Origin of the sequence: Aquisalimonas sp. APHAB1-3, assembly GCF_048323695.1 — a bacterium.
In the GTDB taxonomy this organism is placed as follows: Bacteria; Pseudomonadota; Gammaproteobacteria; order Nitrococcales; family Aquisalimonadaceae; genus Aquisalimonas.
Map to the genome: position 1 here is coordinate 1 of NZ_JBLWFT010000006.1, position 14,683 is coordinate 14,683.

Annotated in this window: 16 protein-coding genes; 13 read left to right on the forward strand and 3 right to left on the reverse strand. The window is 66.1% G+C overall.

From position 1 onward, the window contains the following. A partial coding sequence (locus tag ACNSTU_RS10470) for an acyl-CoA dehydrogenase N-terminal domain-containing protein (RefSeq protein ID WP_418212375.1) occupies positions 1-161 on the reverse strand: 161 nt, incomplete at its 3' end. A gap of 230 nt (positions 162-391) precedes the next feature. On the opposite strand from ACNSTU_RS10470, the gene ACNSTU_RS10475 reads away from it, so the two are divergent. The 13 genes from ACNSTU_RS10475 (at position 392) to ACNSTU_RS10535 (ending at position 13,414) form a co-directional block, all read left to right on the forward strand. Continuing rightward, a complete protein-coding gene (locus ACNSTU_RS10475) occupies positions 392-1,612 on the forward strand; it encodes a pyridoxal phosphate-dependent aminotransferase (RefSeq protein WP_290635358.1) in 1,221 nt (406 codons plus the stop codon). A gap of 9 nt (positions 1,613-1,621) precedes the next feature. Next, on the forward strand, positions 1,622-2,089 hold the full coding sequence (locus ACNSTU_RS10480; RefSeq protein WP_290635356.1) for a DUF2147 domain-containing protein: 468 nt from the start codon (positions 1,622-1,624) through the stop codon (positions 2,087-2,089). A 191-nt stretch (positions 2,090-2,280) separates the two neighbouring features. Further along, entirely contained in the window at positions 2,281-3,540 is a 1,260-nt protein-coding gene (locus ACNSTU_RS10485) for a branched-chain amino acid ABC transporter substrate-binding protein (protein WP_290635355.1), read from the forward strand. An 82-nt stretch (positions 3,541-3,622) separates the two neighbouring features. Then, positions 3,623-4,573, forward strand: coding sequence for a branched-chain amino acid ABC transporter permease (locus ACNSTU_RS10490; RefSeq protein WP_290635354.1), 951 nt, complete (start codon positions 3,623-3,625; stop codon positions 4,571-4,573). Next, positions 4,570-5,856, forward strand: coding sequence for a branched-chain amino acid ABC transporter permease (locus tag ACNSTU_RS10495; RefSeq protein WP_290635353.1), 1,287 nt, complete (start codon positions 4,570-4,572; stop codon positions 5,854-5,856). Before ACNSTU_RS10490 ends, ACNSTU_RS10495 begins: the two co-directional genes overlap by 4 nt. Continuing rightward, positions 5,856-6,611 carry an ABC transporter ATP-binding protein gene (locus tag ACNSTU_RS10500; protein WP_290635352.1) on the forward strand — a complete coding sequence of 252 codons (756 nt, stop codon included), beginning with the start codon at positions 5,856-5,858 and terminating at the stop codon, positions 6,609-6,611. The genes ACNSTU_RS10495 and ACNSTU_RS10500 overlap by 1 nt, the downstream gene beginning before the upstream one ends. Beyond that, positions 6,611-7,306 carry an ABC transporter ATP-binding protein gene (locus tag ACNSTU_RS10505; RefSeq protein ID WP_290635351.1) on the forward strand — a complete coding sequence of 232 codons (696 nt, stop codon included), beginning with the start codon at positions 6,611-6,613 and terminating at the stop codon, positions 7,304-7,306. Before ACNSTU_RS10500 ends, ACNSTU_RS10505 begins: the two co-directional genes overlap by 1 nt. Before the next feature lie 18 nt (positions 7,307-7,324). Beyond that, on the forward strand, positions 7,325-7,846 hold the full coding sequence (locus ACNSTU_RS10510; protein ID WP_290635350.1) for a gamma-glutamylcyclotransferase family protein: 522 nt from the start codon (positions 7,325-7,327) through the stop codon (positions 7,844-7,846). 96 nt (positions 7,847-7,942) lie between these two features. Next, positions 7,943-9,910 (forward strand): transglycosylase SLT domain-containing protein, encoded by a 1,968-nt coding sequence (locus tag ACNSTU_RS10515; protein ID WP_290635349.1) that lies wholly within the window; start codon positions 7,943-7,945, stop codon positions 9,908-9,910. A 118-nt stretch (positions 9,911-10,028) separates the two neighbouring features. After that, entirely contained in the window at positions 10,029-10,226 is a 198-nt protein-coding gene (locus ACNSTU_RS10520) for a DUF1289 domain-containing protein (RefSeq protein ID WP_290635348.1), read from the forward strand. A 3-nt stretch (positions 10,227-10,229) separates the two neighbouring features. Then, the gene (locus tag ACNSTU_RS10525) at positions 10,230-10,793 is read left to right on the forward strand and encodes a cob(I)yrinic acid a,c-diamide adenosyltransferase (RefSeq protein WP_290635347.1); all 564 of its coding nucleotides are present in this window, start codon (positions 10,230-10,232) and stop codon (positions 10,791-10,793) included. Positions 10,794-10,820: 27 nt separating this feature from the next. After that, on the forward strand, positions 10,821-11,825 hold the full coding sequence (locus tag ACNSTU_RS10530) for a ligase-associated DNA damage response exonuclease (RefSeq protein ID WP_290635346.1): 1,005 nt from the start codon (positions 10,821-10,823) through the stop codon (positions 11,823-11,825). Continuing rightward, the gene (locus tag ACNSTU_RS10535) at positions 11,825-13,414 is read left to right on the forward strand and encodes an ATP-dependent DNA ligase (protein ID WP_290635345.1); all 1,590 of its coding nucleotides are present in this window, start codon (positions 11,825-11,827) and stop codon (positions 13,412-13,414) included. The genes ACNSTU_RS10530 and ACNSTU_RS10535 overlap by 1 nt, the downstream gene beginning before the upstream one ends. 7 nt (positions 13,415-13,421) lie before the next feature. On the opposite strand, the gene ACNSTU_RS10540 is transcribed toward ACNSTU_RS10535, so the two are convergent. Together ACNSTU_RS10540 and ACNSTU_RS10545 are read right to left on the reverse strand one after the other, a co-directional pair. Further along, on the reverse strand, positions 13,422-14,003 hold the full coding sequence (locus ACNSTU_RS10540; protein WP_290635344.1) for a hypothetical protein: 582 nt from the start codon (positions 14,001-14,003) through the stop codon (positions 13,422-13,424). A gap of 15 nt (positions 14,004-14,018) precedes the next feature. Continuing rightward, entirely contained in the window at positions 14,019-14,639 is a 621-nt protein-coding gene (locus ACNSTU_RS10545) for a hypothetical protein (protein ID WP_290637893.1), read from the reverse strand. Positions 14,640-14,683 lie beyond the last annotated feature (44 nt).

The window sequence follows — 14,683 nt, forward strand, 5'->3', positions numbered from 1 at the left end:
ACGGCGTCCACCAGCTCCGGGCTCGCCTCCTCGAACCCCGGCAGGGCGCTGATCGCATCCAGATCCAGCAGCTCCTGCATGACAAACTTCATGTCCCGCGTCGGGGCGGTGTAATCGGTCATGGTGTCGGTTTCTCCCCGTTGATGGCACAACGCCAACATACTCTACCGTATGGGCTATGAGGCTACCCCGTCCCGGCCGCCGGGTAAATCCCCGGAGCGGGCGTTGCGTGATCACGTTCACCCCGCAGGCACCGAAGTGCTACAGGGCCCCGTGGAGCATGGCACTGGCGGCGGCGAGATGAGTATACTCGAAGCCCGCGGGAGCGATGCCCTGTCGCGCAAACCAGCCGGCTTGCTCCCCATCCGAATTCGTTGCCAAGGAGTCGGGAGTGTCGTTGATCCGTAAATCCCACAAGCTCGCGGACGTCTGTTACGACATCCGTGGCCCGGTCCTGGAAGAGGCGAAGCGCCTGGAGGACGAGGGGCACCGCATCCTCAAGCTGAATATCGGTAATCCGGCGCCATTCGGCCTGGATGCGCCGGACGAGATTCTTCATGACGTGATCCGGAACCTCCCTGAAGCGCAGGGTTATTCCGACGCGAAGGGGATCTTCTCGGCGCGCAAGGCGATCATGCAGCATTGTCAGCAGCGCGGGATCACCGAGGTGGCGCTGGAGGACATCTACCTGGGCAACGGCGTCAGTGAGCTGATCGTCATGGCCATGCAGGCGTTGCTGAACAACGGCGACGAGCTGCTGATTCCCGCGCCGGACTACCCACTGTGGACGGCCGCGGTCAGCCTCTCGGGTGGGCGCCCGGTCCATTACCTGTGCGACGAGAACAACGGCTGGCAGCCGGACCTCGCGGACATGGAGGCGAAGATTACCGACCGCACCCGCGGCATCGTGGTCATCAACCCGAACAATCCCACCGGCGCCGTCTACAGCGAAGAGACGCTGAAGCAGATCGTGGAGATCGCGCGCCGCCACGATCTGGTGCTGTTCGCCGACGAGATCTACGACAAGATTCTCTACGATGGGGCGAAGCACTACCCGTTGGCGAAGCTGGCCGGCGAGACCCTGTGCATCACCTTCAGCGGCCTGTCCAAGAGCTACCGCGCCGCCGGTTTCCGGTCCGGCTGGATGTTCCTGTCCGGTGGCAAGGACCGCGCGGCCGATTACGTGGAAGGGCTGAGCATTCTCGCCTCCATGCGGCTGTGCGCCAACGTACCCTCCCAGTTCGCCATTCAGACGGCGCTGGGCGGGTACCAGAGCATCGACGATCTGGTGGCACCCGGCGGCCGGCTGCACGAGCAGCGCACCCTGGCCTGGGAGCGCGTCAACGCGATTCCCGGTGTCTCCTGTGTGGAGCCAACTGGTGCTCTGTACCTGTTCCCGCGCCTGGATCCGGCCGTCTACCCGATCGAGGACGACCGCCAGCTCGTGCTCGACCTCCTGCGGCAGGAACACCTGCTGCTGGTGGAGGGGACGGCCTTCAACTGGCCGACACCGGATCACCTGCGCATGGTGTTTCTGCCCCATCGGGAGGACCTGGAAAAGGCATTGGACAAGCTTGAGCGGTTTCTCGCGCGTCTGCGCAAGGCCGCCTGAGGAGGAGTCATGCCGAGAAAGGGACTGGCGCTAGCTGCAGGGCTGGCGCTCGCCACCACCGCCGTGGCGGACGAGGACGTGCACGGATACTGGCTGTCGGAGGAGGGCACGGCGCAGATCGAACTCGCCCCCTGTGCCGACGACGACGCGCTCACCTGTGGCCGGATCGTCTGGCTGGAAGACCCGTACGACGAAGACGGCGAACCGCTGCGCGATACCAACAACGACGATCCGGAGCTGCGTGACCGCGAGGTCGTCGGCCTGCGCATCGTCTGGGACATGGCCCGGGACGACAGCCGGGAGCGCCGCTGGGACGGTGGGCGTATCTATGACCCCGAGAACGGCAATACCTACCGTGCCCGCGTGACCCTCGCCGAAGGCGGCGAGACGCTGGACCTGCGTGGATACGTGGGCATCGCGGCGTTCGGGCGCACGAGCACCTGGACCCGCGAGCCGTCGGTCAGGGCGCTGGACTGACGCCTCGCGCAGCGGCTCTGTCCGCAATGCGGAACGGTGTTCCGAAGCTTGCAATTTCGCCGGCGGCATCATACAAAGAGAGTCGAGCCGTCCGAGAGCGGCACCGGACAAGTATCCAGGCACAGGCCCGCAGGGCCGGCCCGGAAAGAACATCACAACGGCCCATGAAGGTCGATTCCTGGAGGAGCACCATGACGAAGCCACGCCGTACTGCCGGCCTGTTTGCCGGCCTTGCCACAGCGAGCGCCATTGCACTTGCGTCCCTGTCCACTGCCCAGGCCGACGATCCGATCCGTATCGGATTCATCGACCCGCTGTCCGGGCCTTTCGCCAATGTCGGCGATGCCGGACTGAAGCACTTCCGCTTCGCCGCCGATCGCATCAACGAGGAAGGCGGGATCAATGGCCGGCAGGTTGAAATCGTGCCCATGGACAACAACCAGAGCGCGTCCGAGTCGGCGCAGCTCGTGCAGCGGGCGGCTGACCGCGGCATCGACTTTGTCGCTCAGGGGAACGGCTCCGACGTGGCCGGCGCCATCATCGAGACGGTCAACCGCAACAACCGACGTAACCCGGACAACAAGCTGCTCTATCTCAACTACGCCGCAGTGGACCCGTCCCTGACCAACGAGCGGTGCAGCTACTGGCATTTCCGGTTCGACGCGGACACCACCATCAAGCTCGAAGCGCTCAGCAACTACATGATGGAGCGCGACGACATCGAGAAGGTGTACCTCATCAACCAGGACTACTCCCACGGTCACGAGATCGAGCGTCGGTTCCAGGATCTCGCCGCGGAAAAGATGCCGAACGTGGAAATCGTGGGCACACAGCTGCATCCCATCGGCCAGGTGCGGGACTTTTCGCCCTACGTCTCCCGCATCCGCCAGTCCGGCGCCGACTCCGTGGTCACCGGCAACTGGGGCAACGACCTCTCGCTGCTCGCTCGGGAAGCGGAAGACGCCGGCCTGGACGTGAACTTCTACACCTACTACGCGGGAGGGCTGGGTGTGCCCGCCGCGATCGGCCGTGCCGGGGTCGACCGGGTGGCGCAGATCACCGAATGGCACGCCAACGTCAACGTGGACGAAGGCCACGACGAGTACCGGGAGTGGGTGGATGCGTTCAAGGAGCGCTACCCGGATATCGACTGGTACTTCCACCGTGTCTACAACCTGATGTACATGCTGAAGGCAGCCGTGGAAGAAGCCGGCAGCACTGACGCCGAAGGGGTGGCTGCGGCGCTCTCCGGCATGGAGTTCGAATCCCACACCGGCACGATCACCATGCGCGCGGACGACCACCAGATGCTGCAGCCCATGTACATCTCCATCATGGACGACGAGGTCGAGTACGACTCCGAGAACTCGGGGGTCGGCTTCCGGACCCTGTCCCGGATCGAAGTGGAAGATGCCACGTCGGCGACGACCTGCGAGATGGATCGTCCCTGAGCCATAACGACAAAACCGCCAGGCTCCGGACCGGTTCCCCCGGTCCGGAGTTCTGACTCCGCGTCCTGCCGGTGGGGCCCGCATGTTAGAAACAATTACTTTCTCCCTGCTCAACGGCCTGTTGTACGGCATGTTGCTGTTCATGCTGTCCAGCGGTCTCACGCTCATCTTCGGAATGATGGGCGTGCTCAACTTCGCCCACGCCAGCTTCTACATGCTGGGAGCCTATTTCGCCTACACCATGGGCCTGTACACCGGGTTCTGGGTGGCACTTTTTCTCGCGCCCATTGCCGTGGGCCTGATCGGCGCGGCCGTGGAGCGCTTCGGCCTGCGTCAGGTGCACCAGTACGGCCACGTGCCTGAACTGCTGTTCACCTTCGGTCTGGCCTATGTGGTGGAAGAACTGGTGCGGCTGTTCTGGGGCAACACCCCCATGAACTACCGCGTGCCGGAGGCGCTGGACTTCCCGCTGTTCTCCCTGTTCGGCACCAACTATCCGGCGTTCCGCGTGTTCGTCCTGGTGGTGGCCGTGTCCATGTTCGTGGGGCTCTACCTCCTGCTCAAGCGCACCCGGGCCGGACTGATTATCCAGGCGTCCCTGTCGCGGCCTGACATGGTCTCGGCCCTGGGCCATAACGTGCCGCAGGTGTTCATGTGGGTGTTTGCCTTCGGCACCGGCCTGGCCGCACTGGGCGGCGTCGTTGGTGGCATCCAGCTCGTCACCGAACCCGGCATGGCCTTCATGATGGGGCCGATCGTGTTCGTGGTTGTCGTGGTGGGCGGTCTTGGCTCCATTCAGGGGGCGCTGATCGCCTCCATCCTCATCGGCGTGCTGCAGACGTTCGCGCTGTCCGTGGACTGGTCGCTGGCCAACCTGGGCATGGTGTTCGGCTACGCCGTCCCGCCGGAGAGCTTCTTCGCCACCATCTGGTACATGGACTCCACGCGGATTGCGCCGATGCTCCCGTACCTGCTGCTGGTGCTGATGCTGATTTTCCGCCCGCGCGGCCTGATGGGGAAACGTGAATCATGAATACGACTCAAGTACAGACTGGAGCGGCAGCGGGCGGAGTCGGCCGGAGCATCTGGGTGCGACGCCTGTGGCCCTGGCTCGTGGCCGTGGTCATTGCCATGCTGCTGCCGCTGCTGGTGACGTCGAACCACGGCCTCACCATGATCAGCCACATGGGCGTGATGATCATCTTCGCCCTGTCCTACAACATGTTGCTTGGCAACACGGGGCTGCTCTCGTTCGGCCATGCCGTCTACTTCGGCCTGGGCGGCTACATGGCCATGCATATGCTGCGGTACATCGAAGCGACAGGGTTCGGTATGCCCCTGGAGCTGCTGCCGGTGGTGGGTGCTCTGGGCGGACTGTTGTTCGGCCTGATCTTCGGCGCCGTCTCGACGCGCCGTGCCGGCGTCGTGTTCGCCATGATCTCCCTGGGCATCGGCGAGATGGTGACCGCCAGCTCCCTGATGTTCACCGGGTTCTTCGGCGGCGAGGCCGGCCTGTTCGGCAACAGGGAGGCTCCGGTGTCCCTGTTCGGGATCGATTACGGCCCGGGCCGCAACGTCTACTACCTGGTCGCCGTGTGGGCGCTCATTGCCGCGGTCATCATGTTCCTGCTGCGCCAGACGCCGCTGGGGTGGATGGCCAATGCGGTTCGTGACAACCCGGAACGGGCCCAGTTTGTCGGTTACAGTCCGCAGATGGTGCGCTTCTTCCAGTTCGTGCTGGCGGCGACCTTTGCCGGTCTCGCGGGCGGACTGTTCATCGTGGTCGACGAGATCATCACCGATGAGACCGTGGGCATGATCCAGTCCGGACTGGTGCTCCTCAGCGCCTACATCGGCGGCATCGGCTTCTTCCTCGGGCCGGTCGTGGGTGCCGTCCTGGTGGTGTTTCTGGAGAGTGAGCTGTCTTCCATCACCGATGCCTGGCTGCTGTACTTCGGGCTGCTGTTCGTTGCGGTGGTCATGTTCGCGCCCCAGGGGCTGTTCGGCGTCGCCTATCAGCAGGTGATGAGCTGGCGTGCTGGGGAATGGGTCCGGTCGTTCCATGCGCGGCTCTACGCCACGAGCGCCATGCTGGTTTTCGTCCTCGCGCTCATCGCCGTGATCGAGAAGGCCTACCACGTGCTCCGGCACTGGAACCCTCAGGAACCCATGCCCCTGTTCTTCGTCACCATCGATGCCACCAGCATGGTGCCGTGGCTGGTGTCATTCGCGGTGATGGCGGGTGCGCTCGCCGTATTTTTCCTGCACGCCAGGCCGTTGCTGCGGCGTGCGCTTGATTCCGGGGAGGGGGCGTAATGAGCCAGGAGACAGCGCTGGCCCTCAAGGGGCTGACCAAGAACTTTGGCCGGGCGGAAATCATTCGTGGTGTCGATCTCGACATCAAGGCCAACGAACGGCACGTGATCATCGGCCCCAACGGGGCCGGTAAATCCACGTTGTTCAACCTCATCAGTGGCCGGCTCGAGGCCACCTCCGGGACCATTCAACTATTCGGCCGTGAGATCGACGGTCTGCCGCCTCATCGCGTCAACCGCATGGGGCTCAGCCGGAGCTTTCAGGTCACCAACCTGTTCCAGAACATGACCGTGATGCAGAACCTGCGCTGCGCCCTGTTGTGGTCGAAGGGGCACAAGTATGCATTCTGGAAACTGGTCAACTCCCAACAGGAGGTGACCGAGCGGGCGGAAGAGCTCATGGAGCGGCTGAATCTCACGGCCAAGCAGCATGTGCCGGCTTCGCTGCTTACCTATGCCGAGCAGCGCGCGCTGGAGATCGGCGCAACCATCGCCTCAGGGGCCAAGGTGCTACTTCTGGACGAGCCCACCGCCGGCATGAGCCGCACCGAGGCGGACGACATGGTCGAACTGATTCGCGAGATCACCACCGACTGCACGCTGGTGATGGTCGAGCACGACCTCGGCGTGGTGTTCAATCTTGCGGACCGGATCTCGGTGCTCGTCTATGGCGAGGTGATAGCCAGCGATACGCCCGAGGCCGTGCGAGCCAACGCGGCGGTTCAGGAAGCCTATCTCGGAACGGAGGTGCACTGATGCTGGTGACCAACGAACTGCACGCCTACTACGGCAAGTCCCACGTGCTGCGGGGCGTTTCCATGGAGGTGCGCGCCGGCGAGATCGTCAGCCTGGTGGGGCGCAACGGTGTCGGCCGCTCCACGCTGTGCAAGTCGGTCATGGGGCTGGTGCCGCCGGTGGGTGACGTCCATTTTGATGGTCGCCGCGTCACCGGTCAGGCCCCGCACCGTATCGCCCACCTCGGCATTGGTTACGTTCCCGAGGACCGTGCCATTTTCCCCGGCCTGAGCGTTGCCGAGAATCTGGAGCTGGGGGTCAAGCGGCGGGGCAATGGCGGGCGCTGGGGATACCGGGATGTGTTCAACCGTTTTCCGCGTCTGGAAGAGCGGCGCGACACTCCGGCCGAGGCGCTTTCCGGTGGTGAGCAGCAGATGCTCACCATGGCGCGGACCCTCATGGGCAATCCTCGGTGTATCATGGTGGACGAACCGACCGAGGGGCTTGCACCTCGTGTCGTGGCGGAACTCGCGGACCTCCTGAAAGAGATCGCTGCCGACGGCATCGCCGTGCTGCTGGTGGAACAGAAGCTGAGCATCGCCAAGCAGATCTCCCACCGCATGTACGTCATGGGCGATGGCCGCATCGTCTTCGACGGTACGCCGTCACAACTGGAAGACAGCCCGGACGTGCGCAAGGAGTGGCTGGAGGTGTAGCAGGCAACTGGAGAGCGGATGTCTGACTGGCGCCACTATTTTGCCTACGGCTCCAACATGCTGCAGGCACGACTGCTGGAACGGACCCCCTCGGCGCAATGGCTGGGGGTGGGCCGTTTGCCGGGGCACTGCCTGTACTTCAACCACGTCAGTCGTGCGGACGGCACGGCCAAGTGCAACATCGAGTGCGCCGGTGGCGAATCGGACACCGTATGGGGCGTCGTCTATGCCGTCCACCGCGACGAACAGCCGGTGCTGGACCGCGCCGAGGACCTGGGCACGGGCTACCTGATCGAGCCACGTCTGGTTCATTGCCGTGACGCCTGGCTGGAGACGTTCTGCTACGTCGCCGTGCCCGGCACTACGGATGCCGCCGCACGACCGTTCCGCTGGTACCGCGATATCGTCCTGGCCGGGGCGCGCAGCCATGATTTTCCGGAGCGCTACATCGAGCGTATTGCCCGTGAGAGAGCGGTGGACGACCCGGATGCGCAGCGGGCGGTTCACCATCAGTATCTAATCGATATGTCGTTTGATTGAGACAGTTTCTTCCGGACGAAATGCCCTTTTCTTCAAAGGGTTTTGCGTGCATCCTCACGTGAAAGTTCATCTCTTTCCCCTGTTGGAGTGCGCCCCATGCCCCGGAGCCTGGTCCTGTTGTTTGTGTCTGTACTTTTCCTGCTGCAGACGGCTGCTGCATCCGACCGGCTCGAAAACCAGCGCGACCTCTTTCGTAACGCCCATGAACGCATCGGCCTCGGATTGTCCGTGGACATGGACGAACTCCGTGACCAGCTCAAGGGTTATCCGCTGCTTCCGTATCTGATCTACGCGGACCTGCTCAGTGACACCAGTCGCCTGACGGCCGGCCAGGTGGAGTCCTTCCTGGACGCCTACGGAGACTTGCCTCTCGCCCGTGGATTCCGCGGGCAATGGCTCCACGAACTCGGCGCAAGGGAAGACTGGGAGGCATACCAGCGCTTCCACCGCGGTGGTGGTAGCGCCACGCTGCGCTGCTACGGCCTGCGTGCGCGCCGGGCGACCGACGGCGTCGACGACGACTGGCTGCGGGAGGCTCGGGGGCTCTGGCTGGTGGGCCATTCGCAGCCGTCGGCCTGCGATGCCGTGTTCAGTGAGTTGTACGACCGTGACGCGCTGAGCGACGAACAACGCTGGGAGCGCATCACCCGCGCCATGTACAGCGGCAGCGCCGGCCTCGCCCGTGCCCTGCGGCCCCGCCTGGCCGAGGCCGACCAGCAGTGGCTGGACGACTGGCTGCGTCTCAACCGCGACCCGGCCACTGCACTGGCCGACCCGGATTTTGACGTGGACAGCCGTCGCGGACGACAGCTGGTGCGCTTCGGCATCCGGGTGCTGGCGCGCAGCGACCGGGATGTGGCCCGGGAGCGACTGGAGCGATATGCCGCACGCGGCGAGTTGCCCCGGGAGATGGCGCTGGAACTGCAGCGCGAGATCGCCCTGCGCTCTGCCTACTCCCGCGATGACGAGGCACTGGAACTGCTGGACGAGTTGCCGGAAGCGGCACGCAACGACACGGTGCTCGAGTGGCAGGCGCGGGTTGCGGTGGGACAGCAGAACTGGCCGCGGTTGGTTGATGCGGTCTGGGCACTGCCGCGCAAGCAGCGCGAGCAGGCGGAGTGGCGTTACTGGCGCGCCCACGCCCTGTGGATGACCGGCGCAAAGGATCGCGCCGAAGAGCTGTTCGAGCCCCTTGCCCGCACGCGCAACTACTACGGGTTCCTGGCGGCGGATGCCCTGGGCCGGCCCTACGCCATGAACGAAGCCGACCTGGACCACGACGCCGACCGTCAGGCGGCACTGGCGAGCCGCCCGGGGATGCAGCGCGCCCGCGAGCTGCGCGAAGTGGGCCTGATTACAGAGGCGCGGCGGGAATGGGAGGCGGCCCTTGCCGGGGCCGACACCGACACCCGTGCCCAGGCGGCCATGCTCGCGTTGGGTTGGGGGTGGTACGACCGGGCCATTCACAACGCCAACCGCGCGGGGATGCACAATGCGTTGGCGCTGCGGTTCCCGGCCGGGTTCAGCAACGTCCTGGAACCGGCCGCTGCGGCCGCCGACGTGGACCCGGCACTGGTTTACGCCGTGGCCCGCAAGGAGAGTGCGTTTTCACCGGACGCCCGCTCCCGGGTGGGTGCCCGGGGGCTCCTTCAGGTCATGCCCGAGACCGGCCGGCGTGTCGCCGATGGTCTCGGGGTATCGGACCCGGCGGGCGTGGATCTCTACAAGCCCGCCGTGAACGCGCGCCTCGGCGCCGCCTACCTGTCGCAGATGCTCGAGCGCTTCGATGGCAATGTCATCCTCGCCGCGGCGGCGTACAACGCCGGGCCGGAGCGCGCCGCCCGCTGGCTGGAAGACAATCCGGGGCAGCCGGCAGCGGTTTGGATCGAGAACATCACGTTCGGTGAAACCCGGGACTACGTCAAAAGCGTGCTCGCCTTCCGCGCGGTGTTCGACAGTCAGTTGCGCGGCGAACCCCGGCGCCTGGCCGGTGCCATGCCGGTCATGCCCGGCGAAGAGGCGACCGAGCTGGTCCTTGGCGAGGATACCGACGGCGAGAGCTGACCGGATCCCGCTCTCCGCCGGGCCTTGCGTGTTCGCCCCCGGCCGCAGAGAATGTGCCCTTGTCGTGTTTTCGGCGGCGGCCACTCGTGCCGCCGCTTTCCCTGACTGGAGGTAGCGGATGTCCACCGCGTCGTACCCGGAATCCCCATGCGTCGGGCTCTGCCAGATGGACGGGCAGAGGCGTTACTGCATGGGCTGTGGTCGCACCCTCAACGAGATCGCCACCTGGTCGCGCATGAGCGTCGACGACAAGCGTGCCGTGCTCGCGCGCGTCGGCGAGGGCGGGCACAGGCCGGACGAACACAGGGTGGAGTGACCCATGGTCAAACTGACGCGCATCTACACCCGCACTGGCGATACCGGCAGCACCGGGCTCGGCGACGGCTCCCGGGTGCTCAAGCACGGTGAACGGGTGACCGCCTACGGGACCGTGGATGAGGTCAACGCCGTCGTAGGCGTCGTGCGTCTGCACGCCGGCGCGCCCGTGGCAGCGGATCTGGAGCGTATCCAGAACGATCTCTTCGACGTGGGTGCTGACCTGTGCACCCCGGAACAGGACGAGCCGGAGTTTCCGCCGCTGCGGGTGAGTGAGCAGCAGGTCCACTGGCTGGAGCAGCGCATCGATGCCCTGAATGCCGGTCTGCCGAAGCTGACCTCGTTCGTCCTCCCCGGGGGAACGGCCAGTGCCGCGCATCTCCACCATGCGCGTACCGTGGCGCGCCGGGCGGAGCGGGATATCGCCGCCCTGGCGGACGATGAGTCCATCAATCCCGCCGCCCTGCAGTACATGAATCGGCTCTCCGATTACTTCTTTGTCGCCGCGCGCTTCGTCAACGCCGAAGCGGAGGGCGACGTGCTCTGGGTCCCCGGCCGGAACCGCTGAGCCGGGCCATCTGCCAGGGGAGCCGCCATGGTCGCCGACCTGATCCGGCCCACCGAGCGCGGGCTGTACTGCCCGCCCGGCGATTTCTACATCGATCCGTGGCGTCCGGTGGAGCGGGCCGTCATCACCCACGCCCACGGTGACCATGCCCGCTGGGGGCACCGGATCTACTACGCCAGTCACGCCAGCCGCCCATTGCTGGAGCGGCGGCTGAGTCGCGACGCGCTGATCCTCGGCTGCGATTTCGACAAACCCTTCCGTCTCGGTGACGCATGGATCTCCTTCCACCCCGCGGGGCACATACTCGGCTCGTCGCAGGTGCGCGTGGAATACCGGGGCTGCGTCTGGGTTGCATCGGGCGACTACAAGCGCGACGTCGATCCCACCTGCGAACCGTTCCAGGTCGTACCCTGTGATACGTTCATCACCGAGGCCACGTTCGCGCTGCCCATCTACCGCTGGGAGCCGGTGGCGCGGGTGGCCGGCGAGATTCACCAGTGGTGGCGGGCCTGCGCTCGCGCCGGGCAGACCGCGGTTCTCTTCTGTTACGCACTGGGGAAGGCGCAGCGCATTCTCGCCGAACTGCTGGCCTATACGCGCGATACGGCCTATCTCCACGGCGCCATGGTGCCACTGGTCGACGCCTACCGGGATGCCGGTGTGGCCATGCTGCCCACGGCATCGGTCAGCGCCATGCCGCGCAACCACGACTTTGCCGGTGCGCTGGTTCTGGCACCGCCGTCAGCCGCGGGCAGTTCCTGGATGCGCCGTTTCCGTCCGGAGTCCACCGGTTTCGCCTCCGGCTGGATGCGGATTCGCGGCAACCGGCGGCGGCGGGGCTACGACCGCGGGTTCGTGGTGTCCGATCACGCCGACTGGCCCGCGCTGCTCCAGACCGTTCGCGACACCGGGGCGCGCCGGGTGCTCGCCACTCACGGCCGCACCGACGTGCTGGTGCGCTACCTCAATGAGGTGGAGGGGGTTGATGCGCAGCCCCTGGTGACCGACTACGGCGGCGAGGCGGACGACTGATGCAACGCTTCACCGCGCTCTATCAGGCCCTGGACGAGACCACCGCCACCTCCGGCAAGGTCGCCGCCATGGAGGCGTACTTTCGTGAGGCACCGGCCGCCGACGCCGCCTGGGCGGTGTACTTTCTCACCGGTCGGCGTCTCCGCCGTCTGGTGCCTACCGCCGAGCTGCGCGCGTGGACCCTGGAGGCCACCGGCATGCCCGCCTGGCTGCTGGAAGAGACGTACGCCTCCGTGGGGGATCTGGCGGAAACCCTGGCGCTGCTGCTGGATCAGCCCTTTGCGCCCCCGGAGCAGGATGCCACGCCGCTGCACGTGTGGGTGGAAGAGCGCATTCAGCCGTTGCGCGGTATGGCGACGGAGGCGCGTCGTGACGCCGTGCTGGGATGGTGGGCGGCGCTGCCGACGCCGCAGCGTTTCGTGCTCAATAAGCTGCTCACCGGGGCGTTCCGCGTGGGCGTGAGCCGTCGGCTCGTGGTCCGTGCGCTGGCCCGGGTCAGCGGGCTGGAGACGGCAACCCTGGCCCACCGCCTCATGGGACAGTGGCAGCCCACGCCGGCGGCGTTCGAGGCCCTGCTCGACCCGGAAGAGCAGGGTGAAGACCGCTCGCGGCCCTATCCGTTCTTCCTTGCCTCGCCGCTGGAGGCCGACCCGACGGCGCTGGGCGACCGCAGCGACTGGATCGCCGAATGGAAATGGGATGGCATCCGCGGGCAGCTGCTGCGGCGCGGCGGCGAGTGTTTCATCTGGTCCCGGGGCGAGGACATGATGGCTGGGCGCTTCCCCGAGATCGAGGCGGCGGCCGCCGATCTGCCCGACGGTCTGGTGCTCGATGGCGAGATCCTCGCGTGGGAGGACGACACGCCGTTGCCGTTCAACGTGCTGCAGCAGCGGATCGGGCGTCTGCGACCGTCGGCGAAGATCCAGCGCGAGGCACCGGTCATCTTTCTCGCCTACGACCTGCTGGAAGCGGGGGGGGCGGACCGGCGGCAGGAGCCCCTGGAGGCACGGCGGGAGTTGCTGCGCGATGTGATCGGTGATGGTGCCGGTGCGCTCCGGCGGGCCCAGGCCCTGGACTCCGGTGACTGGGTGGCTCTGGCTTCGCTGCGGCAGACGGCCCGAGAGGAGGGCACCGAGGGCATCATGCTCAAGCGCCGCGGTTCACCCTACCGGGTGGGGCGAACCCGTGGAGACTGGTGGAAATGGAAGCTGGCGCCGCGGACGGTGGACGCCGTGATGCTCTATGCCCAGCCCGGGCACGGGCGCCGGTCCAGTCTGTTCACGGACTACACCTTCGGTGTCTGGGACGGCGACACGCTGGTGCCCGTGGCCAAGGCCTACTCCGGGCTTGACGATGCCGAAATCCAGCGCCTGGACCGCTGGATCCGCAGCCACACCATCGAGCGCTTCGGTCCCGTGCGTTCGGTGGCGCCGCAGCAGGTGTTCGAACTGGCCTTCGAGGGGCTGGCACCCTCCCGGCGCCACAAGTCCGGTGTTGCCATGCGTTTTCCCCGGATCAGCCGCTGGCGCGAGGATCTTGCCCCGGGCGAGGCCGACACTCTGGACGACGTCAAGGCCATGCTGCCCTGACCGGAGGTCAGAACTGCAGGTTCACGCTGGCCGAGGCAATGCCGATCCGGTCCAGATCCACATCCACATCGCTGCCGTCCGCCCCTTCTGGGTCGGTGCGCAGCCGGGTGAACAGCTGCCGTACGCCCAGCTCCACGTGGACCGTCCGGGTGATCTCCACTATGGCGCCCGCTTGGACTGACAACCCGGGCATGGTGTCGATGCTGTTGTCGCCGTTCCAGCTCAGAGTGACCGCTCCGCCGCCGATACCGCCGTAAATCTGAAACTGCGGTGCGGCCCGCCAGAGGAAATCCTGATTCACCGTGAGCGAGGACATGAAGAAGTCGCTGCCGGGGATGATGGACCACTGGCCGTACAGGCGGGAGTTGGGACGCGCCATGCCCACGCGCAGCTGCAGCCCGATTTCGTCCTCGGTGCCCACGTCGAAGTTGTCGCGGTCATCGCTGTCGAAGTGCATGCGGTGCTGCCCCACACCCACGCCGAAAAAGGATTCCTCGGCCGAGGCGGTGGCCGGCAGCGCGAGGGGCGCCGCGACCATGAGCGTCAGCAGGGCCGGCCATGGCCGGCGGGTGGCTCGTTGTGCAGGCATGATCGCGTCTCCTTGTCAGAACCTGAAGTTCACACCGGCGTGGACCATTCGCACGTTGCGGACCTGGACCTTGCCGCCACGGCCGTTGGCGTCGAAGCGGCGACTGAGCTCTGTGTGTAGATAGCGGTAGCCGATCTCCACCTGGACGAGCTCCGTGACTTCGATCAGGCCGCCGCCGCGCACGCCGGCCACGTAGCTGCTGTCGCGCTCACCGCGGACGCCGAAGTTCTCGTCACCGCCGAACGGGTCGTCGCTGTTCCATTCGATGCGCCCGTACCCGCCGACGATGCCTACGTAGCCGGAGAACAGCCCACCGCCCGGGATGAGATAATCCAGCGATGCCATGGTGAGCCACAGCTCACCCTCATCGTAGTTGGTCCGCGCCAGTTCCACGTCGTAGCGTGCGGGGCGGCCCGTGCGTCCCAGCCGCAGCAGCGGGCCGTCGCTGAGGGTGTTCACGCCACTGCCGGCGTCGTCGCCGGCGCGCATGCGTGACTGCGCTGTAAAGCCGGCGATACCGGCGTACATGCGCCGGTCCACTTCCAGAGCCACGGCGCGTCCGTCCGCCACGCCGACGGCGGGCAACCCGAGCAGCAGCGCCAGGCCGGTGAGGAGCAGTTTTCCGTATCGGGTCATGGCCGGGGCTCGTCGATCCACGCTGCAGTGATTATGGAGGCATA

Coding starts and splice junctions, on each gene's coding strand:
- ACNSTU_RS10485 (WP_290635355.1), top strand. CDS start 2,281: ATGACGAAGCCACGCCGTACTGCCGGCCTGTTTGCCGGCCTTGCCACA.
- ACNSTU_RS10525 (WP_290635347.1), top strand. CDS start 10,230: ATGGTCAAACTGACGCGCATCTACACCCGCACTGGCGATACCGGCAGC.
- ACNSTU_RS10490 (WP_290635354.1), top strand. CDS start 3,623: ATGTTAGAAACAATTACTTTCTCCCTGCTCAACGGCCTGTTGTACGGC.
- ACNSTU_RS10540 (WP_290635344.1), bottom strand. CDS start 14,003: ATGCCTGCACAACGAGCCACCCGCCGGCCATGGCCGGCCCTGCTGACG.
- ACNSTU_RS10505 (WP_290635351.1), top strand. CDS start 6,611: ATGCTGGTGACCAACGAACTGCACGCCTACTACGGCAAGTCCCACGTG.
- ACNSTU_RS10480 (WP_290635356.1), top strand. CDS start 1,622: ATGCCGAGAAAGGGACTGGCGCTAGCTGCAGGGCTGGCGCTCGCCACC.
- ACNSTU_RS10510 (WP_290635350.1), top strand. CDS start 7,325: ATGTCTGACTGGCGCCACTATTTTGCCTACGGCTCCAACATGCTGCAG.
- ACNSTU_RS10535 (WP_290635345.1), top strand. CDS start 11,825: ATGCAACGCTTCACCGCGCTCTATCAGGCCCTGGACGAGACCACCGCC.
- ACNSTU_RS10520 (WP_290635348.1), top strand. CDS start 10,029: ATGTCCACCGCGTCGTACCCGGAATCCCCATGCGTCGGGCTCTGCCAG.
- ACNSTU_RS10530 (WP_290635346.1), top strand. CDS start 10,821: ATGGTCGCCGACCTGATCCGGCCCACCGAGCGCGGGCTGTACTGCCCG.
- ACNSTU_RS10495 (WP_290635353.1), top strand. CDS start 4,570: ATGAATACGACTCAAGTACAGACTGGAGCGGCAGCGGGCGGAGTCGGC.
- ACNSTU_RS10500 (WP_290635352.1), top strand. CDS start 5,856: ATGAGCCAGGAGACAGCGCTGGCCCTCAAGGGGCTGACCAAGAACTTT.
- ACNSTU_RS10545 (WP_290637893.1), bottom strand. CDS start 14,639: ATGACCCGATACGGAAAACTGCTCCTCACCGGCCTGGCGCTGCTGCTC.
- ACNSTU_RS10515 (WP_290635349.1), top strand. CDS start 7,943: ATGCCCCGGAGCCTGGTCCTGTTGTTTGTGTCTGTACTTTTCCTGCTG.